The following is a 22,003-nucleotide window of genomic DNA, read 5'->3' as shown; positions in this document are numbered from 1 at the left end:
GGCACGGGCGACGCCGCGCACGCCGGGCCGCCACCACCGGACACGGGAGGCACGATGAGCACCTCGGCCGCGGAGCACCTGGCCCGGGCGGCGGCCGGCCGGCACCCCGAGCTGCCGGAGACCACGTCCGGCACGGTCCGCCTGGACATGCGGGAAGGAGGCCGGACCGAGCACTGGTACCTGACCATCGACCGCCAGGACGTCCGGGTCGAGCGCTCGGCCGAGGAGGCGGACCTGGTGGTGCGCGCCGACCGGGAGGTGTTCGACCGGATCGCCGCCGGACGCCTGCACCTGGCCGCGGCGCTGCTGCGCAACGACCTCTCCGGGCAGGGCAACCTGCGGCTGCTGATGACGCTGCGCCGGCTCTTCCCCGGCCCGCCCGGCGCCCGGCACCCCCGGGACGTGGCCGGCTTCCCCTACCGGCCGGTGGCCCGATGAGACAGGAACTGGTCTCCGTCCTCGCCGGCAACGCGTTCGCGATGGGCGACGCGCAGGGTGACCTGGAGGCGCACCCGTGCGCCCCGATCGGCCTGTTCTCCTTCGACACCCGGTTCCTGTCCCACTGGGTGCTCACGGTCGACGGCGAGCGGTTGCAGTCGCTGCCCCGGCGACGCTGCGGATGCTCGCGCTGGCACAGGGCGGCCAGCTCGACGACTACCACGACGAGGAACCCGGCAAGATCCTCAGCGAGCTGCGGTACGGCGAGGCGGCGGCGTTCGACGACGAGCCCACCGCGCTCTACTACGGTGCGGCCGACACCACCCCGCTGTTCGTGGTCCTGCTCGACGAGTACGAACGCTGGACCGGCGACGCCGACCTGGTCCGGGAGTTGCGTCACCCGGCCCGGATGGCGTTGGACTGGCTGACCGGGTACGGCGACCCGTACGGCGACGGCTACCTGCGCTACCAGCCCCGCAACACCACCAACGGGGTGGCCAACCAGACCTGGCGCAACTCGCCGGAGGCGATCGTCGACCGGCACGGCGTGGTGCCGCCCTACCCGCGGGCCACCTGCGAACTCCAGGGGTACGCGTACGACGCGCGGATCCGGGGCGCCCGGCTGGCCCGCGAGTTCTGGGGCGACCCGGAGTACGCCGCGCGGCTGGAGGCCGACGCGGCGCGCCTGCGGGAACGGTTCAACCAGGACTTCTGGCTGCCGCAGCGGGGCTACTACGCGCTGGCCATCACCCCCGACGGCACACCGGTCGACGCGCTCACCTCGGGCCTCGGGCATCTGCTCTGGAGCGGCATCGTCGAACCGGAGCGGGCCGACTCGCTGGCCGCGCACCTCTGTGGGCCGGCCCTGTTCACCGGCTGGGGGTCCGCACGTACGCCGACGGGCAACGGCCGTACAACCCGGTCGGCGCGCACCTCGGCGCGGTCTGGCCGTCGGACAACGCGCTCGTCGCCGCCGGCCTGCGTCGCTACGGTTACGACGACGAGGCGGCCCGGGTCGCCGCCGGCGTGCTCGCCGTGGCGGAGACGCTCGGCGGGTCGGTGCCGGAGGTGATCGCCGGCTACCCGCGCCGGCTCACGAAGTACCCGGTGCAGCTGCCGGCGGCGGGCCGGCCGCAGTCGTGGGCCTCCGGCGGCCTGCTGATGCTGCTCGCGACCATGCTGGGGCTGCGCCCGTGCGCCGACAACCTGCTGGTCGACCCCGCGATCCCCGCCGGTTACGGCCGGATCGAGCTGCTCGACGTGCCGGGCCGGTGGGGGCGCACCGACGCGTACGGCCGGGACCGGGACGGCGGCCGGCGGATGCGCGTCGGCCAGGCGGGCGATGTCCGCCGCGCCGCCTGACCGGTCCGCTCACCCGGTCAGGAGGGGACCGCTTCTCCGCCGGAGGCGTTGACCGGGTGCCCCTCCTCACGGGCGACCGGAGCGGGAGCGGGGGCGGCGCGGGCGAGCAGCCGGTCTACGCCCACGAAGAGCAGGCCAAGCAGCCAGAACACGACGGCGAAGGCGACCGCGCTGAGGCCGACGCCGTCGTAGCCGAGCTGCCCGGCGTCGAGGAACGGGTACGGGTAGCTGTGCACGACGAGCCCGCGTACCAGCGCGAAGCCGAGGTAGGCCAGCGGGAACGCCAACCACCAGGCGGCGTATCGGGGGCGGAGCCGGCCGCGCCTGTCGAACAGCGCCCAGTCGGCGACCGCCAGCAGCGGCACCACGGTGTGCAGGAGCTGGTTGCCCCACCACTCGCCCGGCTGCCGGTCCGGCTGGGCCATCGCGAACGGGCTGGCGGGGTTCGCCAGCACCAGGTGGTAGACCGTGCCGGTGATGGTGATGTAGAGGGTCACCGCGCCCTTGAGCACGCTCGGTGGCTCCGGCCGGTCCCGCGCCGCGCACCAGGCGGCGTAGCCGGCGAGCACGCCGACGGCCAGGTTGCTCTGGATGGTGAAGTAGGGCAGCAGGCCGGTCACCGTGGCCGGGCCGAGCGCGGTGAGCACGATGCCGGCCACCACACCGAGCACCACGGCCACGCGGAGGAGGATCGCCGGTCGGCGACGCCGGGGGGTCATCGGCGCAAGTTACCAGCCGGTTGTCAGTCGTCGTGCCGTCCGGTCGCCGACCGGTCCGGGTCGGGCTCGTCGCCGGACGGGGGCCGGACCGTGCCGGATCCCCGGCCGGCCGGGGTCCGCCGGACGCCGGACGCGGGGTCTCCCGGCGTCCGGGCGGCGCCGGGCGTGGGGGCGGCTGCGCCGGACGTGGGGGCGGCGGTGCCGGCCGGGGGTCGGCCGGTGTCCGGGTCCGGCACGTCCCGGGTCGGTGTCGCGCCGGGCGGGCCGGTCGGCCCCGTTCCCGACGGCGGTCCGGTCGGGCCCGGCGAGCCGGCGGCGTCGAGCAGCCCGGCGCAGTAGCCGGGCACCCGCTCCGGACCGCCCGCGGCGGCGACCAGGCCGGCGAAGGGCGGGGCCTGGAGGGCGCGGCCCCGTTCGACCTCGCCGACGGCCCGGTAGGCGGCGCAGAGCCCGGCCGGCGACGTGGGGTCGGGGAGCCCGGCGGTCGGGCCGGTGGCCGGGCGGGTCGGGCGGATGGTGGGCGTCGAGCCGGTCGTGGACGGGGCGGCCGAGGCGTCGCGGTGGGGCGGCGGGGCCTCGCCCCGACCGGCCCCGGGGAGGTTTCCGGTCACCGTGGCCAGCGCTACGCCCCCGGTCAACGTCGCGGCCGCGGTGGCGAGGGCGACCTTGGCGCCGAGCAGGGTGGCGAACCGTCGGGCGGGTCGGTCGTCCGCGTGATCGCCGGCGCCCACGGGCGGTCGGCGGGCGGAGTCGGCAAACGTTTGCCGGCCGCCGAGGGCGGCCGTCGCCCGGGCCGCGCGGAACTCCGCGACGGCGGCCGCCTCGCCGTCGAGTTCCCCGGGCCGGGGCCCGGCACGCACGGCGTCGAGACACCGGACGAGCCCTCCCGGGGCGGCGGGGGCGTCGCCCGAGGAACCGTCGAGCAGGCGCTCGACGGTTTCCTGGTCCAGGCGGGGTGCGTCCATCTCGTGACCCTCAGCGCCGCCCCCTGCCCCGGTGTCACACGCCGGAGCCGGCGCACCGGGTGAGACCGGTCACCTCCGGCCGGTCAGCCCATCGTCTTCGCCCCGTCGATCGACTCCCGGATGATGTCGGCGTGGCCGGCGTGCTGGGCGATCTCGGCGATCAGGTGCAGCAGCACCCGGCGGACCGTCCAGGCGGCGCCCGGGGCGAACCACGGCTCGTCGGGCAACGGGTGCGCGGCGTCCAGGTCGAGCGTGGCGACGAGCGCGTCCGTCTCGGCGGCCACCCGGTCGAACTCGGTGAGCAGCCCGGCCAGCGTCTCGCCCTCGACCATCCGGAACTGGCCGGCCCAGTCGACCGCCTCGCCGCGCATCGCCTCGGCGCCGCCGGTCGCGAACCGCGCCCAACTCCGCTCCGTGCTCGCGACGTGCTTGACCAGCCCGCCGAGACACAGCTCGCTGACCGTGCTGCGGCGTGCCGCCTGCTCGTCGTCGAGCCCCGCCACGGTCTGCCGCAGGAAGTCGCGGTGCCGGCGCAACGAGTCGAGCAGATCGGCCCGCTCGCCGGTGAGAACCTGATCGCTGACGTCCATCCACCCGTTCCTTCCGATCGACGACCCGACGTCACGGTACGACCCCGCACCGACATCGCCCGCGCTCCACACCGCAGCCTCCGGTTGCCGGCCGGTCCGGCTCGCGGTGAACTGGACGACATGGGTGTCATCAAGGTCGGTACGTCCTCGTGGGCCGATGCGATGCTGGTCCGCTCCGGCTGGTATCCGCGCGGGACCAACACCCCGGCCGGCCGGCTCGGCTGGTACGCCGAGCACTTCGGACTGGTCGAGGTGGACACCTCGTACTACGCGGTGCCGGCGGTGGAGACCACCACCGCCTGGGCGGACGCCACCCCGCCCGGCTTCACCTTCGACGTCAAGGTGTTCCGGCTGTTCACCGGCCACCACACCCCGGTCGACGCGCTGCCGAAGGACCTGCGACCGGCCGGCGGGCCGAGCCGGATCCGCTGGCGCGACCTGACCGCCGGGGCGTACGACGAGTTGTGGGACCGGTTCCACGCGGCGCTGGCGCCGCTCGCGGCGGCCGACCGGCTCGGCGCCGTGCTGTTGCAGTTCCCGCCCTGGCTGGCCCGCGGCGACGCGGCCCGGCGGCGGATCGTGGCCGCCGCGCAGCGGTGCCGGCCCCATCCGGTCACCGTCGAGCTGCGCCACTCCTCCTGGTTCGCCGAGGACGCGATGGCCGACACCGTGACGTTCCTGCGCGAGCACGGGCTCGGCTACGGCTGCGTGGACATGCCGCAGGGGCACGCCTCCTCGGTGCCGCCGATCCTGGTCGCCACCACCGACCTTGCCGTGGTGCGGTTCCACGGCCACAGCGCGGCCTGGGAGAGCGGCGACAAGCAGGAGCGGTTCCGCTACGCCTACGGCGACCGGGAGCTGCGGCACTGGTCCGGGCTGCTGCGCGACCTGGCCGACCAGTGCGCCGAGCTGCACGTGCTGATGAACAACTGCTGCGGGGACCAGGCGCAGCGCGACGCCGCCCACCTCGCCGACCTGCTCGGCGTGGTGCCCGCCGGCGCGCGGGCCTGAAGGTTTTCCGGCCGACCTCGCGGGTACCGGCCGGGGACGAGAGCGAGGGGGGACACGTGGACGAGCGGTGGGACGAGACGGCCCCGGACGACCGGGATCCCCGGGCGACCCGGGACGCCGAGGAGGCGCACGGCGGCAGCATGGCGCCGGGCGTGGTGGACGACACCGGGCACCCGGTGGCCGGGTCGCCGGCGCCGGCGAACGAGCAGGCCGCGCCGGGCCGCCCGGGTGAGGACGGCACCGGCTCCTGAGCGGGCACCGCGCGGCGGGTGGCCCACCCCGATGTGGGTCACCCGCCGCGCGGTGGTCTCAGCGGCCGGAGGTGACCAGATGCCGGCCCACCGCGCCCACGGCGGCCATCTTGCCGAGGTTCCTCGGCGTGGACACCAGCCCGCCGGCGCGGTCCAGCATCCCGCGCAACACCTGGGTCGGCTTCTGCTGCTCGCTCATGTACGCGGTCATCACGACGAGCGCCCCGGTCAACGCCGGCACCGCCCACTGGAGCAGCTTCATCTGCCGCTGGCTGGCGGCGACGTTCGCCGGCGTGTGGTGGTGGGGTTCCGTGGTGCCCTCGACGGGCGGCCCGCCCGCCTTCTCCAACCGCATGCCGACCAGCCGGCTGTAGCCGGTCACCGCCAGCGCACCGACGGTCAGCGCGGTCTTCACCGCGCTCGCCGTGCCCACGCCGGACTGCCGGGCCACCCGCGGGCTCTCGGTGACCAGTTCGCCGACCGCGCCGGCCAGGTGCGCCCCGATCGCCGCGGCGTTCACCGGGGTCCACCGGGCCCACCCGGCCGAGGCGACCGGCAGCCGCTGAGTCGTGTCGTCGATTCGTGCCGCCGCGCCGTTGACGCCGAGCGCCCCCATCAGTGAGCCGCCGAACCAGGCCGCCAGGCCCAGGTCGTGCATCGAGCGCAACGCGGTGTGCCGTTCGGACATCTGGATCCCCCTCCGCCGTGTTCGGGCGGTGCGGCATACCCGTCCTCGGCGCGCTCACGCCCCCGGAACGCGGGACGGCAGCGAGCCCGCGAACGCGGCCACCCGGGCGGCCAGCGGCGCGGCGGCGCGGACCCAGGTGAAGTGGTCCAGCGCGGCGCCCGCCTCGGCGGCGGTGTAGCGGTGCCGGGTCAGCGGCGCGGCGGTCAGCTTGTCGCAGAGGTGGTCGAGTGTCTCGTGCGGCGTGTACTGGTCGTCGTCGACGCTGACCGCGAGCACGGGTGTCCGGATCCGCCGCACGGCGGCCTCGGTGTCCACCCCGTCGAGCGTCGGGAACCGCCCGGTGCGGGCGGTGTGCGCCCAGTCCAGGATCACGCCCCGGGCCTGCCGGCCCCCGAAGCCCCACCCGGGCCAGACACCGACCAGCCGGGTCAGGGCCGCGATGCCCTGCGTGTACGGCAGCACACCCCAGCCGCGCCGCCCCGGATACCGCCGCCACCAGGGCAGGCCCACGGCCACCAGGGCCAGCCCGTCGACCCGGCCGGCGTCGTGCAGCGCCTGGTGCAGCACGGCGACCTGGCCGCCGAGGGAGTGCCCGAGCAGCACCCGCACCCGCCCGTCCAGGCGGGGCTTGAGCGCGTCGAGCACCGCGCCGACGTCGGTGGCCAACTCGCCGTAGCCGTACCGGCAGGTGCGGGCCGGGGCGGGGGTGCTCTCTCCGGTGCCGCGCAGGTCCGCCACGACCACCGCGAGCCCGGCGTCGCGCAGCGCGGCGGCGAACGGCCGGTAGTAGCGGGCGCGGACCCCCATCGCCGGCCAGATCACCACCACCGGCGCGCCGGGCGGCCCGTCCGGTTCCGGGTGGACCTGCACGCCGATCCGCGCGCCGTCGACGTCCACGTACTCCTGCGTGTACTCGTCACTCACCGGCCCAGCTTAGCTACCGGCGAGTAGCAAGCGGTGGTCGGACGGTCCTCGCCGCCGACGGGCGCGCGGCGCAGGTGACTCGGGCACCGGAAGCCACCCGTGTCGCGATCGGCGTCGACTCGTTAGGGTCGGGTCGTGAGGCTCAACCGGTCGACCGACATGGCCCTGCGGATCGCCATGTCGACCGCCGCTGCCCCGCGCCGCGCCACGGTGGACGAGCTGGCCGCCCGGCTCGCGCTGCCCCGCAGTCACGTCGCCAAGGTGGTCCAGCGGCTCCAGCGGCTCGGCGTCCTGGTGACCATCCGGGGCCGCTCCGGCGGCGTGGCCTTCGCCGAGCACGCCGGCGAGCTGACCGTCGGGCAGGTGGTCCGCGCGTTCGAGGGCGACGGCGAGGTGGTCAACTGCGCCGAGCCGGCCTGCCCGCTCGTGGCCGGCTGCCGGCTGCGCGGCGAACTGCGCCGCGCCCGGGCCGCCTTCCTCGCCGTGCTCGACGGCGTACGCCTCGGCGACCTGGTCGACGGCGCGGCCGGCCCGCTCCTGCTCGGCCTCGGCGCGGCCCCGGCGGCCCGCTGATGGGCGTCTCCCACCCGATCTTCGCCCGGCAGTTCGCCCGCGCCAGCGTCGCCCTGGACGCGGCCGGGATGGCCGCGCACCGGCGTCGCCTGGTCGCCGGGCTGCGCGGCCGGGTGGTCGAGGTCGGCGCCGGCAACGGGCGCAACCTGCCGCACTACCCGCCGGCCGTGACCGGGGTGCTCGCCGTCGAGCCCGAGCCGCGGCTGCGCGCCCTCGCCCGTGCCGCCGCGCCCGCGGCACCGGTGCCGGTGACCGTGGCCGCCGGCACCGGCGAGGCGCTGCCGGTCGCCGACGGCGCCGCCGACGCGGTGGTGTTCTCGCTCGTGCTCTGCTCGGTGCCGGATCAGGCGGCGGCGTTGGCCGAGGCGCGGCGGATCCTCCGCCCCGGCGGTGAGCTGCGCTTCTATGAGCACGTGGTGGCGCAGACACCGGGCCTGCGCCGGGCCCAGCGGGTCGCCGACGCGACGCTCTGGCCGCTGTTCTGCGCCGGCTGTCACACCGCGCGCGACACCCTGGCCGCGATCCGGGCCGCCGGTTTCACGGTGACCGAGGTCGACCGGTTCCGCTTCCCCCGGACCGGCATCCCGGTCCCCGCCTCGCCGCACGTGCTCGGCGTCGCGATCCGACCCTGACCGACTACGGCGGGGCCGGCGTCCCCCGGGCGGGGAACGCCGGCCCCGCCGCTCAGCCGACCGCGATCGTGCCGTCCGGGGCGCGCACGCAGGAGACCGTGCGGGCGGCGGTCACCGCCGCGCCGCTCAGGCACCGGCCGAGCACCTGGTGGCCGGCCGCGCTCGGGTGCCACGACTCCTGGCAGGTCTGGAAGTAGGTGCCGCAGGCGTTCGCGATCCGCTGGATGTCGAGTTTGTCGTAGCCGGAGAGGCTGGTGACGAAGACGCCGCTCGGGCCGTCCATCAGCCGGATCGGGGTGGCGAGGGCGTTGGCCGGGCTGCCCGCCGACTCGCAGAGCCGCGCGCCGTCGAACGCCCGCTGCACGTTCAGATAGACCAGGTCGTCGTTCGGGAACTCGGCCGCGAGCGTGGTGCGCACCGAGCCGACCAGGGAGCCGAGCCCCTGGGAGAAGCGCTGCCCGGGCGCCAGGCTGGCCCGGTGGATCGGGCAGCCGGCCGCGTACCGCTCGGCGCCCAGGGCGCGGAACTTGTCCCGGGTGTCGTCGCGGCTGTCCTCACTCCAGTAGCTCTGCTCCAACTCGTACGGCAGCGGGTTGGTGTAGTCCTGGAACACCACCCGGTGCTGGCCGTCCGCGTCCACCTCGTCGAGCGTGGTGAGCAGCTGCCGCAGCGCCGCCGTGGTCTCCGCGGTGGCCGAGGCGAACTGCGCGGAGGTCCCCAGGTCGGCGTCGGTGCACGGCTTCTGCTCCACCGGCCCGCCCAGGTAGGCCCAGAATTCCCACCACCCGGTCCACGCGTCGGCGATGAACCGGTTGGCGCACTTCTCCGCCACGCTGCCGAAGGTGAACGAGCTGTTGTTCGAGCCGAGCCCGACCAGCACCAGGTCGATGTCGTGGGTGCGGGCGACCGACCGGAGCTGGTCGAGCTGGGCGGCCACCTGTCGCCCCTTGGCGCGGGTGGCCGACGCGTTGGCGATGTCGTACGGCTGCCCGCCCGAGCAGGCCAGGTTGAACCGCGCGGAGATGCCGGGCAGGTCGGCCCGGAACAGCGAGGCGTTCGGCGAGCGGTGGCAGAAGTAGGCGTTGGCGTTCGCGGCCGACCAGCCGGGGAAGCCCTGCGCGACGCCGTTGACGTCGACCACCGGGGCGTACGCGCCGGCGCCCTCGCCGCTGATGAAGCTGTCACCCAACGCCACCGCGGCGGTGGGCAGCGCCGCGGCGGCGGGCCGCGCCGGCGCCGCGGCGGCGGGCAGCGCCACCGTGGCGAGCGCCAGCGCCGCCGCGAGCACGGAACGACGGAACACGGACATGCCCCACCTCACCCTCATCCATCGAAACGTGAAAGATTCTTTGGTGGGCGATCAGATCACGGGCGTGTGACGGGCGTCAATGGCCGGACATCGGGCTCAGCCCCGGCGGAACTCCGCGCGCCAGCGCAGTCCGCCGTCCGGGGCGGTGATCTCCTCGATCCGCGTCGCCGCCAGCCCGCCCACGCCGAACGACTCGACCTCGGCCCGGGTCAGCGGCCACGGCGGGCCCGCCACCGTCTCGTCCGGCCGCCGGCCCGCCGCGATCACCAGCAGCAGCCCGCCCGGCGCGACCAGCCGTCCCACCGCAGCCGTGGCGGCCGCGCGCCTGTCGACCGGCAACGCCTGCACGTTCATGCTCTCCAGCACCAGGTCGAACCCGTCCGACCAGGCGGCCGGCGGCGCGAACAGGTCCGCCACCTCGTACCGGACCGTCGAGCCCGCGTGTCGGCGCCGCGCCTCCCGCACCGCGCTCGGTGCCACGTCGAAGGCGACGGTGTCGAAGCCCAGCCCGGCCAGGTGCTCCGCGTCCCGGCCGAAGCCGCACCCGACCACCACGGCGCGGCGGCCGGAGCCGTCCGGCCGGACCCGCGCGGTCCACTCCGCGACCAGCGAGTGCGGCGCCGCCAGGTCCCAGGGCGCCTCCGCCGCGCCGCGCTCGGCCTCCGCGTAGAGCCGCTCGAACCGGCCGACCGGGTCGTCCCCGGCCGCCGGCCGGGAAGATGACAGGCCGGTCACGTCGTTGTCACCCACGGACACCTCCTGCTGCGGGCGCTGCCACGACGGCGGCGGCACGAACCCGGCCCGCAGGGTAACCGGACAACGCACCGCACCCGGTGACACGGAGCTGTCGGAGCGCCGGGCTAGGCTCGCTGCGGCGCGCCGCGCCCGGCGATCGCCGTGGGGCATCACACGGTGAACGGCACCACGCCGCCGAGACCTGGGAGTACGACCAGTTGACCGCACAGCCTGAGACGCTCTACGGGGCCGACGACCTGACCCATCTGGAGGGCCTCGACGCCGTCCGCAAGCGCCCCGGCATGTACATCGGCTCGACCGACAGCCGTGGCGTGGGTCACCTCGTCAACGAGATCCTCGACAACTCCACCGACGAGGGTGTCGCGGGTCACGCCACCACCGTCGACGTCATCCTGCGCGCCGACGGCTCGGTGCAGGTCGACGACGACGGCCGGGGCATCCCCACCGACGTGCACGCCAAGTCCGGCATCTCCGGTGTCGAGCTGGTGCTCACCCGCCTGCACGCGGGCGGCAAGTTCGGCGGCTCGGGCTACAAGACCTCCGGCGGTCTGCACGGCGTGGGCGCCTCCGCGGTCAACGCGCTGTCCCGCCGCTTCGACGTCACCGTCCGACGCGGCGGCAAGGTCCACGCCATGTCGTTCCGGCACGGCGTGCCCGGGATCTTCGACGGCGACGGCCCCGACGCGCCGTTCACCCCCGGGCCCGGTCTCCAGATCGTCGGCGCCATGAAGCGAGGCCAGCGCACCGGCACCTCGATCCGCTGGTGGCACGACCCCCGTTACTTCGAGACCGGCGCCGCGCTCGACGTCGAGGCGGTCCGGCTCAAGCTGCGCAACACCGCCTTCCTCGTGCCCGGCGTGGCCTACCGGCTGCGCGACGAGACCGGCGAGCAGGTCGCCGAGGAGCGATTCCACTTCCCCGACGGGCTGACCGACATGGTGGAGTTCCTCGCCCCGGCCGGCGACCGGCCGGTGTCCGGCACGCTGCTGGTCACCGGCGAGGGCACCTACCGCGAGAACGCCGCCGACGCCAACGGCGTCATGCAGTCGAACGTGCAGCGGCGCGCCGAGGTCGAGATCGCGTTCCGCTGGGGCACCGGCTACGACCGCACCGTGGAGTGCTTCACCAACACCATCCGCAACGCCCACGGCGGCACCCACCGTAAGGGCTTCGAACGCGCCCTGGCCCGCACCCTCGCCGAGGCCGCCCGCACCGCCCGCGGCCTGCTCAAGCCCAAGGAGGACGCGCCCACCCTGGACGACGTCCTGGAGGGCATGACCGCGGTGGTGCACGTGCGCATCCCGGAGCCGCAGTTCACCTCGCAGACCAAGGACGAGTTGTCCACCGCCGGCATCACCAAGGTGCTCCAGGGGCTGGTCGAGGCACACCTCAAGAGCTGGCTGGACGACCGCCGCACCAAGGCCGAGGCCCGGACGGTGCTCCAGAAGATCGTCGACGCGGCCCGGGTCCGGCTCACCCAGAAGCAGCAGAAGGACGCCGCCCGCCGCAAGACCGCGTTGGAGGGCGCGGCCATGCCGGCGAAACTCGTCGACTGCCGGGCCACCGGCGTCGAGCGCAGCGAGCTGTTCATCGTGGAGGGCGACAGCGCGTTGGGCACGAGTCGCATGGCCCGTTCGTCGGAATACCAGGCGCTGCTGCCGATCCGCGGCAAGATCCTCAACGTGCAGAAGGCCAACCTCCAGCAGGTGCTGGACAATGCCGAGTGCGCCGCGATCGTGCAGGTGCTCGGCGCCGGCTCCGGGCGCACGTTCGACCTGTCCACGCTGCGCTACGGCCGGGTGCTCATCATGGCCGACGCGGACGTCGACGGCGCGCACATCCGGACGCTGCTGATCACGCTCTTCGCCCGCTACATGCGGCCGCTGATCGAGGCCGGCCGGCTCTACGCCGCGATGCCACCCCTGCACAAGATCACCACGAAGGGGCGCAACCCGCAGACCACCTACACCTACACCCAGGCCGAGATGGAGGCGGCGGTCCGCAAGCTGGAGAAGGCCGGCAAGCAGATCGTCACCCCGATCCCGCGCTTCAAGGGCCTCGGTGAGATGGACGCCGACGAGCTGTGGGAGACCACCATGAACCCGGCCACCCGGGCGGTCCGGCGGATCACGCTCGACGACATCGAGGCCGCCGAGCGCGTCCTGGAGCTGCTCATGGGCGAGAAGGTCGAGCCCCGCCGCAACTGGCTGATCGACTCCGCCGACCGCGTCGACCGCGACGCCATCGACGCCTGACCACCGCGTTCGTTTCGGAAGGAAGCTGCACCATGGCACGCCGCAAGGACGACCGCGCCAAGGCGGATCTCTCCGCCTTCGACCGGGCCGGCGCCCGGGTCTTCGACAACCCGCTGGTCACCGAGGTCTCCGACTCCTACCTGGAGTACGCGTTCTCGGTCATCCACTCCCGCGCCCTGCCGGACGCCCGGGACGGGCTCAAGCCGGTGCACCGGCGCATCCTCTGGTCGATGTACGAGCAGGGCCACCGCCCGGACCGGGGGCACGTGAAGAGCGCCCGGATCGTCGGTGACGTGATGGGTAAGTACCACCCGCACGGCGATACGGCGATCTACGACGCCATGGTGCGGCTGGCACAGGACTTCTCGCTCAACGCCCCACTCATCGACGGGCACGGCAACTTCGGGTCACCCGACGACGGCCCGGCCGCCGCGCGCTACACCGAGGCCCGGATGTCGCGGGAGGCGATGCTGCTCGTCGGTGAGCTGGGTGAGGACACCGTCGACGTCGAGCCCAACTACGACGGCTCGCTGACCCAGCCCACCGTGCTGCCGGCGGCCTTCCCGAACCTGCTGGTCAACGGCGCGTCGGGCATCGCGGTCGGGATGGCGACCAACATGATCCCGCACAACCTCGGTGAGGTCGTGCAGGCCGCCCGGTGGCTGATCAACCACCCGGACGCCACGCTGGACCGGCTGATGGAGTTCGTGCCCGGCCCCGACCTGCCCACCGGCGGGCTGCTGCTCGGTCTGGACGAGGTGCGCCGGGCCTACGAGACCGGGCGTGGTGTGGTGCGGATGCGCGGCCGGGTGCAGATCGGCCCGCTGGAGGGCAGCCGGGGCCGGCAGGCCATCACGGTCACCGAGCTGCCCTACGGCGTCGGCGCCGAGAAGGTCATCGCCGCCATCACCAACGAGGTCAACAAGACCAAGCGGTTGACCGGCATCGCCGACGTGAAGGACCTCACCGACCGGGAGAACGGCACCCGCCTGGTCGTCGAGTGCAAGGTCGGCGTCAACCCGCAGGCGCTGCTTGCCGACCTCTACCGGCTCACCCCGCTGGAGCAGTCGTTCGGCGTGAACAACCTGGTGCTGGTGGACGGCCAGCCGCGCACGCTCGGGCTCAAGGAACTGCTCGAGGTGTTCCTGTCGCACCGCTACGAGGTGGTGACCCGACGCAGCGCCTACCGTAAGCGCAAGCGGGAGGAACGGCTGCACCTGGTCGACGGCCTGCTGGTCGCCCTGCTCGACATCGACCGGGTGGTCAGGCTGATCCGGGCCAGCGAGGACGCCCAGGCGGCCAAGGACGGCCTGATGCAGAAGTTCCGGCTCTCCGAGATCCAGGCGACCTACATCCTGGACACGCCGCTGCGCCGGCTGACCAGGTACGACCGGCTGGAGCTGGAGGCCGAGCAGGAGAAGCTGCGCGGCGAGATCGCCGAGCTGTCGACGATCCTCGACGACCCGAAGGTGCTGCGGAAACTGGTCTCCGACGAGCTGGCCGCGGTGGTGAAGCAGTTCCCCACCGAGCGGCGCACCACGCTCGTCGACGGTGACCTCAAGGAGGTCCTCGCGGCGTCGGTGCCGGCCGGCCCGTTGGAGGTGGCGGACGACCCGTGCCAGGTGATCCTCTCCGCGACCGGCCTGGTGGCGCGCACCGCGGCCGAGTCGGAGGAGGCGGCCGAGGCGCGGCGGCGCAGCGGCCGGGTCAAGCACGACGCGGTACGCGCCGTGGTGCACTCCACCGCGCGGGGACGGGTGCTGCTGGTGACCAGCGCCGGCCGCGCGATCAAGATCGACGTGTTGCCGTTGCCGGTGCTGCCGGAGCAGTCCGGCACGGTGTCGTTGCGCGGTGGCATGTCGGCCGCCGAGTTGGCGCCGTTGGCGCCGGGGGAGACGGTCGTGGGGCTGGCGCCGCTGGGCCCGTCCGCCGCCGGGTCGCCCGGGCTGGCGCTGGGCACGCGGCAGGGCGTGGTGAAGGTGTGCGCGCCGGACTGGCCGGTCCGCTCGGACGAGTTCGAGGTGATCTCGTTGCGCGACGGCGACGAGGTGGTCGGCGCGTCCTGGCTGACCGACGGCGCCGAGACACTGTCGTTCGTCTCCTCGGAGGCGTCGCTGCTGCGCTTCGCCGCGTCGCTGGTTCGGCCGCAGGGCGTCAAGGGCGGCGGGATGGCCGGCATCAGCCTGCCCGCCGGGGCGCGGGTGGTGTTCTTCGGCGCGGTGCGCGCCGACGACGCGCAGCACGGTGAGCCGATGGTGGTCACGTCGACGGGCGCCACGGTCAAGGTGACGCCGTTCAAGGCGTACCCGGCGAAGGGCCGGGCGACCGGCGGCGTGCGCGCCCAGCGGCTCCTCAAGGGTGAGACGGACCTGTCCGTGGCGTGGATCGGCCCGCGGCCGGTGGGCGCGACGGCGACCGGCGACCCGGTGGACCTGCCCCCGGCCGACCCGCGCCGCGACGGATCCGGCTTCGCCGTCATGCTCGGCCCCACCGTCGTCGGCCACCACATCGACCGCGACTGACCCCGGGTCGGGCGCGGCTCACGCCGCCCCTGCCCCGCCGCCCCCCGCCGACAGCACCAGGATCACCGGGATGACCAGGACCACGGCGCGGAGGCTGAAGCTGGGCGTGTGGAACTCCGGCAGCCCGAGCCAGGCCGCCTGCCGCAACCCGGTGAGCGCCTCCTGGTCGAGCTGACCGGTCACCGCGGCGACCAGCCAGCCGACCACCACGCCGAGCAGGATCGACAGCCGGGCCAGGAAGCCGCGGAACACCACGGTGGTGACCAGGATCGCGAGCAGGGTGAGCACGGCGATCAGCGGCTGGGCCCTGACGCCGGTGCCGGCGCCGCCGCCGTCCCAGGCCACCGGCGCCAGGTTGAGCCCGATCAGCGCGACGATCGCGCCGGTCACCACCGGGGGCATCAGGGCGTCGATCCACCGCGCCCCGGCCAGGTGCACCACCACGCCGACCAGCGCCAACACGGCGCCGGCGACCACGATGCCGCCGAGCGCCGCGCCGATGCCGCCGTCGGTCTTGGCGGCGATCACCGGGGCGATGAACGCGAACGACGACCCGAGGTACGACGGCAGCCGATTGCCGGTGACCAGCAGGAACAGCAGGGTGCCCAACCCGGAGAAGAAGAGCGTGGTGGCCGGCGGGAAGCCGGTGATCAGCGGAACGTCATCGCCTTGCCCTGCACATCCGTGTGAGGGGTGTGATCGACCCTGGGAGTTGTTTCTAGCACGGGCGGAGAACGGGAGGTCAGGCCACCCCGGCGGGGCGGAACTGCACGCTGACCCGGGGGCCGACCGGCCGGGTGGTCTTCGGCACGGCGTGTTCCCAGGTGCGCTGGCAGGAACCGCCCATCACCACCAGGTCGCCGTGGCCGAGCGGGAAGCGCAGGCTGGCGCCGCCACCGCCGCGCGGGCGCAGCAGCAACGCGCGCGGCGAGCCGAACGAGACGATCGCGACCATGGTGTCGGTGTGCGCGGACCGGCCCTGGGTGTCGCCGTGCCAGGCCACGCTGTCCCGCCCGTCGCGGTAGAGGCACAGACCCGCGGTGACGAACGGCTCGCCCAGCTCCGGCGCGTAGTGCGCGGTGAGCGCGTCTCGGGCGGCGGTCAGCGCCGGGTGCGGCAACGGACGGCCGCCGGCATACCAGCAGAGCAGGCGCGGCACGTCGACCTCGGTGTCGTACATGGTGCGGCGCTCGGCCCGCCACGGCACGTCGCGGCGCAGCGTGTCGAGCACCGCGTCGGAGCCCCGCACCCAGCCGCTCAGATGGTCGACCCAGGCGCCCCGGCTCAGGTGGTGCCGGCGCAGCCGACCGACGAGCGGGCCCAGGGTCGGGCCGTGCTCGGCCAGGTCGAGCATCGAGGGCTGGTACGCGATCTCGGACACGTCCGTGATCGTACAGGCGTACTACCCGTCAGCGCCGCAGTAGCCGGCGGACCGGGTCCGGGACGGCCTGCTTGATCCGCTCGCGCAGCCCCTGCGTGCGCAGCGTGCGGAGGGTGTCGGTGAGTTTGAGATTCTCGTCGCGGAGCCGCTGGATGCGGGTCACCAGCTCGGCGGGTGGGGTGGCGGCGGCGGGCCGGACGGCGGGCGGGAACTCCGTCTCGCGGACCCGCCTGTCGAACGCCGCCGCGCTGTCGCCGTCGGCGAACGAGGTGCCGAGGTCGTGCTTGGCCAGGAACCTGGTGATCGTGTCGAAGCGGTCCTTGTGGCCGGCGTTGAGCGCGGTGTAGTCGGCCTCCGCGTAGAGGTCGGCGGCGTCGACGTCGGCCGGCACATCCCGCATGATCCGGTGCGGGATGTCGAAGTAGCGGGCCAGTTCCAGGGTGCGCGAGTCGTGCGCGAAGAGGTAGCCGGGGGTGCCGGCGATCAGCGCCGTGATGGTGCCGTGGATCCGGGTGCCGAAGTTGAAGTCGAAGCCGGACAGGTGCGTCATCCAGGTCCACGGGTCGACGAACATCCGCACCTTGTCCTCGACGAACAGCGGGTGCGAGGTGTGCAACGGCATCTCGCTGCTCTTGCCCCGGTGCTCGGGCGCGTCACCGTAGAGCAGCGTGCCGAGGGTCCGCAGGTCCTGCGGGATGTAGCACAGGTTCGGGTAGCGCTCCCGGTGGTGGCGGACCACCTCGGTCATCGAGGCGACGTAGGGGGAGATGGTCAGCGCGATCCGGGCGTCGGTGGTCAACTCGGGCCGGCCCTTCTCCAGCCGGAAGTTGTCGCCGTGCAGGAACATCGACGGACAGCCGATCTGCTCCACCGCGGAGAAGCCGAGGGTGCGCAGGTAGCTCTCGGTGATCTCGCCGCGTACCCCGATGCTGTGCGAGCGGTCGAGCACCGCCCGGCAGAACGCGCTGACCGCGTCGTCGATCGGGCGCAGGTACTCCCGGTCGCCGTCGACGTTCGTCTGCACGCCGACGCCGAGGACCACCACCGGGATCTTGAGCCGTTCGATCAGCCGGGTGAGCGGTTCGAGGCGGTGCGCGAAGCTGCGGCGGAAGGCGTTGGCGAGCGGGACGACGAAGACGTCGTGTCGCTCGTTGATCTCGTCGGCGTCGCGCGGGTCGGCGGGCTTGCGGGTCGCGGTGATCTCCGCCGTGGAGGTGGCGAGCAGCTTGTGCGCGGCGTGGCTGAACACCAGGTTGCCGGTGTTGTCGCTGATCCAGTTGCGGCTGAAGGTCTCCTCCGGCGTCAGGACGTCGAACGGGCCCTTGCGGGCGCGGAGGAGGATCCTCTGGTGCATCCGGCTGCTCACCTTCCGATACGGGCCGGCGGACGCCGGCGGGTGCCCACAGGTGCGGGAACGGAAATCCTATCCGCCGCCCGCCGGTGACCGTCCGGACGTCGCCGCGCGGGAGCCCACGGTTCACCACCCGGTAGGGTGCCCGGGATGACCAGTGCCCCGACCACCACCCGTGCGCCGCGGCTGCCGTCGCTGACCGGGCTGCGGTGGATCGCCGCCCTGCTGGTCTTCGGCTTCCACGCGGGCACCATGCGGATCATCGCCGAGCCGCAGTGGAAGGCGGTGATGGACAAGACCTTCAGTCTCGGGCTCTCCGGCGTCGAGTTCTTCTTCATCCTCAGTGGATTCGTGCTGGTCTGGTCGTACCGCGACGGCGAGCGCGCGAGGACGTTTCTGCGCCGCCGGTTCGCCAAGATCTACCCGAACCACCTGGTGACGTTCGTGGCGGCCCTGGCCGTGGCGGCCTGGTTCGCCGACCCGGTCCTGCCGTGGGCCGCGATCGGCAACCTGTTCCTGGTCCAGGCGTGGATCCCGCTCAACGGCTACTTCTACAGCGTCAACAACGTGAGCTGGTCGCTCTCCTGCGAGCTGGCCTTCTACCTGTGCCTGCCGCTGGTGGTGCCGTGGCTGCGCCGGTCCGGCACCGGCTGGCTGCGGGTGGTGCTGGCCGCCGCGCCGCTGCTGATCCTGGCGCTCTGGCCCGCGCAGCAGTTGGTGCCGGAGGACCAGCGCTGGTGGTTCACCCAGATCTTCCCGGTCACCCGGTCCTTCGAGTTCTGGATGGGCGCGGCCGCCGCCGAGCTGATGCGCCGCCGACGCTGGCGCGGCCCCGACCTCACCGTGGCCAGCCTGATCTTCGTCGCCACCTGGGTGGTCGCCGCGCTGTGGATCCCGGCGGAGTTCTGGGCGGCGCTGCTCGCCGTGGCGTACCTGCTGGTCATCGCCGCCGCGGCGGACGCCGACGTGCGGGGCCGGCGGACCCCGTGGCGGTCGCGTCCGATGCTCTGGCTCGGCGAGGTCTCGTTCGCGTTCTACCTGGTCCACGTGCTGGTCATGGTGACCGTCCTGCGGCTCACCGGCGACTGGGGAACCGGCCTGCCCGGGTGGCGGGGCCCGCTCGCGGTGCTCGGCTTCCTGGCGCTCACCCTGGCGCTCGCCGCCGCCCTGCACCGCTGGGTGGAGGTGCCGATGATGCGCCGCCTCGGCCCGCCGCGGCGCGCCCACCCGGAGTCGGCCGCCGCCGCGCCGGGCGTGCCCGCGCCGAGGCCGGCCGCCGACGACGACGCCCGCTCGATCGAGTACGCCGGGCGGCGCCGGCCGGACTGAGCCGTCCGGGCGTGGCGGGCGTCCCGGGCGGGGTGACGGCGTCGACGGTCGTGCGTCGCGACACGCCGAGCGGCGGTGCGCGGTGGTGGGATCGGGGGTAATTTGTACCCGTGCTTCCGATCGCGCTCACCTGCCCCGTGTGGTGGGTGGCGCGCTGGGCCGCACGGATGCTGGCCAGCCTGGCCGTGGTGGTCGCCTTCTCACTCGGCGCGGCCACCTTGCCGGCCGGCGCCCCCGCGACCGCGCCGGTCCCGTCCGGTCCCATCACCGGCCTGACGGTGCGCGGTGCCGCCGACCCCCGGGCGGAGCGCGGCGATCTCGCCGCCGAGCGGCGGCGTGATTCCGCCGCCGCACGGCAGGCGGCACCCGCCGGCGCTCCGGAGCCGCCGCTGGCGGGCGCCGCCCCGGCACCGGTGGGCCGGCTCTCGCTCCCGGGCCGCCAGCCGCCGGCCCTCGCCGGACCACGGGCCCCGCCCGCCCGCTGACCCGCCACGAGCGCCGCCCGCCCGCTGACCCGCCACGGGCCCGCCGGTGCCGCCGTTCGCCGAACCTCACCCGCGCCCGCCCGTCGGCGGTGGGCGGCGTCCGTATCCCGGCCGCGCCCCGCCCCGACCGGCCCGTGCGAATCCTCCCGCCCTCGTCTTCCGTCAGGTGCCCACCATGTCGCAGACCGTTCTGCTCAACTTCCTCACCGACGTCCCCGAGGCCGCCGCCATCTGGTCGGCCCTGACCGTGCTCGCCCTCGTCCTGCTCGCCGTGCTGGTCGCCCGTCCCGAACGCGACGGCGCCGCCGAGGTCGATCCCGATCCGGTCGACGTCGAAGCCGCCCACCGCGCCGATCTCGCCCGCTACGCCGACGAGGTGACGGTGGCCGCCGCCGGCGCCGCGCAGACCGCCCGCCGCCGCCGCGAGCAGTGGTTGGCCGCGCAGAGCGAGGCGGCCGGGGCCTGGACCGCCTACGACGAGGCGGACGCCGCCGCCCGCCGCCTGGCCGGCGCCGGCGCGCTGCCCGCCCCGCACACCCCGCACACCCCGCACGAGTACGCGGCGCGGGAACGCTGGTTGCACCACGCCGCCATGACGGCGCACTGGCGGGGTGACCTGACGGCCCGCCAGCTCGCCGACGTGCTGGCCCACCGCAACGGGTGGGATCCGCGCCGCCACCCGGCGGAGCAGGAGATCGTGCTGGCCCGCACGATCCGCGACGGGCGGCGGGCCGGCTGGGAGGCGACCGCCGAGCGGGAGCGCCTGGCCTGGCGGGACGCCGAGTTGGCCGCCGAGTCGGCCCGGGCGCTCGCCGCCGAGGCGTACGCGGCGGCCGTGGCGCTGCGGCCCGTCCCGACGTCCCGGGCGCCGGCCGCGACCCGCGTCGCGGTCCCGGCGGCCGTGCCGGGCGCCCGCTGGCGGCCGGCCCGGGTGGGCTGAGCGGCCGGCGTCGGCCGAATCGTTACCGAGTGTGGTGAGGCCGGTCACCAGCGTGCCTCGGCCGCCGGTCGCCGGGGCCGATGGCCGGTGCCGCGCCCGATGCCCGTTTTCCCGCCGTCCGGATGTCCCGCTTTCCGCCTGCCGGTGCCGTCGTCGCCCCTTGTCCCATTGAGGGAAGTGGGTGACCGGCTGTTCCGAATCTGTAGTCGACACTGGCGTTTCCGCAGGTGAGGCCGCTTGGCACGGCGTGTACCCACCGGTAGTGTCGGCGCGTCCGGTGCGGTTCTCGATCGCCGATGGCGACGCCGCGCCGACCCGCCTAATCGTGCACACACGAACCGGGGACCCACAGCAACACCGGGGTGAATCCGCGAGCCACGGCCGCGGTAGGGCGTACTTCCCGCCCGAATCCGTCAGCTAACCCGGTCGGCGGCCACGGAAGGAGATCGCGCCCGTGCCCACCACCCCCCGATCGTCCCCCCGCCTCCACGGCCACCGGGTGCCGACGCTCGCCTGACCGGCGACCCGCACCCGACCCCTTGCCCGCCCGGTCGTCCGGGCGTCGCTTCCCGCGGCCCTGCCGCCCGCCAGCGCGTGTGAGTTCCTCCGCGCGCCGGGCCGGCGCGTGCCGCTCACCCCCGTGGAGGAACACCGTGAAGCACCACCTGAAGCGTCAGCTGCGGCGGCTCGCGACCGAGCGCCCATACCAGATCATGGCCGGCTCGGCCGCCGCCCTCGTGCTGGCCGCCGGCGCCGGCACCGCACTCACCACCGACGGCGCCCCGGCCCGGACGGAGAACACCGCCTCGGTGGCCGACCTCGGTTCCCGGCTCGGCGACACCGCCAGCCGCAGCGAGGCCCGGATCGCCGTCCCGTCGCCGAGCGCGTCACCGAGCGCGTCACCCCGGCCCAGCGCCAGCGCCTCACCCTCGACGAAGGCCGCCGACCCGGACACCACCACCCGCAAGGCCGCGCCGAAGCCGCCGTCGCGCAAGGTGCTCGACTACGACTACCAGGCGCAGACCACCTACTACTACTGTGGGCCGGCCGCGGTGCGCAACGCGCTCAGCGCCACCGGCATCGAGCGCAGCCAGGACACCCTGGCCGTCGCGCTCGGCACCACCGAGATGGGCACCAACTCCGCCGAGGACACCACCCGGGTGCTCAACCAGCAGGTCAAGGGCGACCCGTACCGGACCCGCATGATCCCCGGGGCGGCCACCCGGGCGCAGATCGACCAGCTCCAGGCCGACGTCGTCCGGGCGGTCGGCAACGGTCGGGCCGTCGTCTCGAACATCGCCGGCGACGCCACCGACACCGACGGCCGCTGGCACTCGTTCCCGGGCGGCCACTACATCGCCGTGGTCGGCTACCAGAACGACGGTCGCACCGTGCGGATCGCCGACTCGGCCGACCCGTCGCTGCCCTCCTACTGGGTCACCACCATCGACCTGGCGAACTGGATGGCCACGCGCGGTTACTCCGCCTGACCTCCTTCCGGCACGCGTGAAGGCCGGCACCC

Annotated in this window: 21 protein-coding genes, 2 pseudogenes and 1 riboswitch; of the genes and pseudogenes, 13 read left to right on the top strand and 10 right to left on the bottom strand. The window is 74.5% G+C overall.

Translation table 11 applies throughout. The annotated features are described in order from the left end of the window. Positions 1 to 54 precede the first annotated feature (54 nt). The 3 genes and pseudogenes from O7618_RS15170 to O7618_RS15160 form a co-directional block, all read left to right on the top strand. On the top strand, positions 55 to 438 hold the full coding sequence (locus tag O7618_RS15170; RefSeq protein ID WP_278106749.1) for an SCP2 sterol-binding domain-containing protein: 384 nt from the start codon (positions 55 to 57) through the stop codon (positions 436 to 438). Next, positions 435 to 545, top strand: a pseudogene (locus O7618_RS32250) (hypothetical protein); the annotation flags it as partial. The gene O7618_RS15170 and the pseudogene O7618_RS32250, both read left to right, overlap by 4 nt. A gap of 68 nt (positions 546 to 613) precedes the next feature. Continuing rightward, positions 614 to 1,800: pseudogene (locus O7618_RS15160) on the top strand (amylo-alpha-1,6-glucosidase); the annotation flags it as partial. A 17-nt stretch (positions 1,801 to 1,817) separates the two neighbouring features. Here O7618_RS15160 and O7618_RS15155 read toward each other — a convergent pair. The 3 genes from O7618_RS15155 to O7618_RS15145 form a co-directional block, all read right to left on the bottom strand. Beyond that, positions 1,818 to 2,519 (bottom strand): Pr6Pr family membrane protein, encoded by a 702-nt coding sequence (locus O7618_RS15155; RefSeq protein WP_278106748.1) that lies wholly within the window; start codon positions 2,517 to 2,519, stop codon positions 1,818 to 1,820. Positions 2,520 to 2,542: 23 nt separating this feature from the next. Further along, the gene (locus O7618_RS15150) at positions 2,543 to 3,484 is read right to left on the bottom strand and encodes a hypothetical protein (protein ID WP_278106747.1); all 942 of its coding nucleotides are present in this window, start codon (positions 3,482 to 3,484) and stop codon (positions 2,543 to 2,545) included. An 83-nt stretch (positions 3,485 to 3,567) separates the two neighbouring features. Continuing rightward, the gene (locus tag O7618_RS15145; protein WP_278106746.1) at positions 3,568 to 4,074 is read right to left on the bottom strand and encodes a DinB family protein; all 507 of its coding nucleotides are present in this window, start codon (positions 4,072 to 4,074) and stop codon (positions 3,568 to 3,570) included. A 120-nt stretch (positions 4,075 to 4,194) separates the two neighbouring features. Here O7618_RS15145 and O7618_RS15140 point away from each other — a divergent pair, with 120 nt between their 5' ends. Then, positions 4,195 to 5,085 (top strand): DUF72 domain-containing protein, encoded by an 891-nt coding sequence (locus tag O7618_RS15140; RefSeq protein ID WP_278106745.1) that lies wholly within the window; start codon positions 4,195 to 4,197, stop codon positions 5,083 to 5,085. 56 nt (positions 5,086 to 5,141) lie between these two features. Next, on the top strand, positions 5,142 to 5,336 hold the full coding sequence (locus O7618_RS15135) for a GTPase activator (protein WP_278106744.1): 195 nt from the start codon (positions 5,142 to 5,144) through the stop codon (positions 5,334 to 5,336). Between the two features lie 58 nt (positions 5,337 to 5,394). On the opposite strand, the gene O7618_RS15130 is transcribed toward O7618_RS15135, so the two are convergent. After that, positions 5,395 to 6,024, bottom strand: coding sequence for a hypothetical protein (locus O7618_RS15130; protein WP_278106743.1), 630 nt, complete (start codon positions 6,022 to 6,024; stop codon positions 5,395 to 5,397). A gap of 54 nt (positions 6,025 to 6,078) precedes the next feature. Then, the gene (locus tag O7618_RS15125; protein WP_278106742.1) at positions 6,079 to 6,948 is read right to left on the bottom strand and encodes an alpha/beta fold hydrolase; all 870 of its coding nucleotides are present in this window, start codon (positions 6,946 to 6,948) and stop codon (positions 6,079 to 6,081) included. A 135-nt stretch (positions 6,949 to 7,083) separates the two neighbouring features. Between O7618_RS15125 and O7618_RS15120 the strand changes: the two genes are divergently transcribed. Together O7618_RS15120 and O7618_RS15115 are read left to right on the top strand one after the other, a co-directional pair. Then, positions 7,084 to 7,521 carry an Rrf2 family transcriptional regulator gene (locus O7618_RS15120; RefSeq protein ID WP_278106741.1) on the top strand — a complete coding sequence of 146 codons (438 nt, stop codon included), beginning with the start codon at positions 7,084 to 7,086 and terminating at the stop codon, positions 7,519 to 7,521. After that, a complete protein-coding gene (locus tag O7618_RS15115; protein ID WP_278106740.1) occupies positions 7,521 to 8,153 on the top strand; it encodes a class I SAM-dependent methyltransferase in 633 nt (210 codons plus the stop codon). The genes O7618_RS15120 and O7618_RS15115 overlap by 1 nt, the downstream gene beginning before the upstream one ends. A gap of 52 nt (positions 8,154 to 8,205) precedes the next feature. Here O7618_RS15115 and O7618_RS15110 read toward each other — a convergent pair whose 3' ends face one another. Next, the gene (locus O7618_RS15110; RefSeq protein ID WP_278106739.1) at positions 8,206 to 9,462 is read right to left on the bottom strand and encodes a hypothetical protein; all 1,257 of its coding nucleotides are present in this window, start codon (positions 9,460 to 9,462) and stop codon (positions 8,206 to 8,208) included. Positions 9,463 to 9,558: 96 nt separating this feature from the next. After that, on the bottom strand, positions 9,559 to 10,212 hold the full coding sequence (locus O7618_RS15105) for a class I SAM-dependent methyltransferase (RefSeq protein ID WP_278106738.1): 654 nt from the start codon (positions 10,210 to 10,212) through the stop codon (positions 9,559 to 9,561). A gap of 119 nt (positions 10,213 to 10,331) precedes the next feature. On the opposite strand from O7618_RS15105, the gene O7618_RS15100 reads away from it, so the two are divergent. After that, a complete protein-coding gene (locus tag O7618_RS15100; protein WP_347405419.1) occupies positions 10,332 to 12,473 on the top strand; it encodes a DNA topoisomerase IV subunit B in 2,142 nt (713 codons plus the stop codon). 32 nt (positions 12,474 to 12,505) lie between these two features. Further along, positions 12,506 to 14,995, top strand: coding sequence for a DNA topoisomerase (ATP-hydrolyzing) (locus O7618_RS15095; protein WP_278106735.1), 2,490 nt, complete (start codon positions 12,506 to 12,508; stop codon positions 14,993 to 14,995). Positions 14,996 to 15,013: 18 nt separating this feature from the next. On the opposite strand, the gene O7618_RS15090 is transcribed toward O7618_RS15095, so the two are convergent. From O7618_RS15090 to O7618_RS15080, 3 genes are all read right to left on the bottom strand, one after another. After that, positions 15,014 to 15,646, bottom strand: coding sequence for a solute carrier family 23 protein (locus O7618_RS15090; RefSeq protein WP_278110020.1), 633 nt, complete (start codon positions 15,644 to 15,646; stop codon positions 15,014 to 15,016). A 91-nt stretch (positions 15,647 to 15,737) separates the two neighbouring features. Next, a complete protein-coding gene (locus O7618_RS15085; protein ID WP_278110019.1) occupies positions 15,738 to 16,349 on the bottom strand; it encodes an alpha-ketoglutarate-dependent dioxygenase AlkB in 612 nt (203 codons plus the stop codon). 55 nt (positions 16,350 to 16,404) lie between these two features. Continuing rightward, positions 16,405 to 17,730 (bottom strand): polysaccharide pyruvyl transferase family protein, encoded by a 1,326-nt coding sequence (locus tag O7618_RS15080; protein WP_278106734.1) that lies wholly within the window; start codon positions 17,728 to 17,730, stop codon positions 16,405 to 16,407. A 147-nt stretch (positions 17,731 to 17,877) separates the two neighbouring features. Here O7618_RS15080 and O7618_RS15075 point away from each other — a divergent pair, with 147 nt between their 5' ends. The 4 genes from O7618_RS15075 (at position 17,878) to O7618_RS15060 (ending at position 21,971) form a co-directional block, all read left to right on the top strand. Next, entirely contained in the window at positions 17,878 to 19,056 is a 1,179-nt protein-coding gene (locus O7618_RS15075; RefSeq protein WP_278106733.1) for an acyltransferase, read from the top strand. 110 nt (positions 19,057 to 19,166) lie between these two features. Next, the gene (locus O7618_RS15070) at positions 19,167 to 19,541 is read left to right on the top strand and encodes a hypothetical protein (protein WP_278106732.1); all 375 of its coding nucleotides are present in this window, start codon (positions 19,167 to 19,169) and stop codon (positions 19,539 to 19,541) included. Positions 19,542 to 19,716: 175 nt separating this feature from the next. Further along, entirely contained in the window at positions 19,717 to 20,481 is a 765-nt protein-coding gene (locus tag O7618_RS15065; protein WP_278106731.1) for a hypothetical protein, read from the top strand. A 306-nt stretch (positions 20,482 to 20,787) separates the two neighbouring features. Further along, a riboswitch (cyclic di-AMP (ydaO/yuaA leader) is annotated at positions 20,788 to 20,928 on the top strand. 206 nt (positions 20,929 to 21,134) lie between these two features. Continuing rightward, the gene (locus tag O7618_RS15060; RefSeq protein WP_278106730.1) at positions 21,135 to 21,971 is read left to right on the top strand and encodes a C39 family peptidase; all 837 of its coding nucleotides are present in this window, start codon (positions 21,135 to 21,137) and stop codon (positions 21,969 to 21,971) included. The last annotated feature ends 32 nt before the right edge of the window (positions 21,972 to 22,003 follow it).

It is taken from the genome of Micromonospora sp. WMMD980 (assembly GCF_029626035.1).
In the GTDB taxonomy this organism is placed as follows: Bacteria; Actinomycetota; Actinomycetes; order Mycobacteriales; family Micromonosporaceae; genus Micromonospora.
The sequence above is the reverse complement of the archived record's forward strand: the minus strand, read 5'-3'. Positions and strand labels throughout refer to the sequence as shown.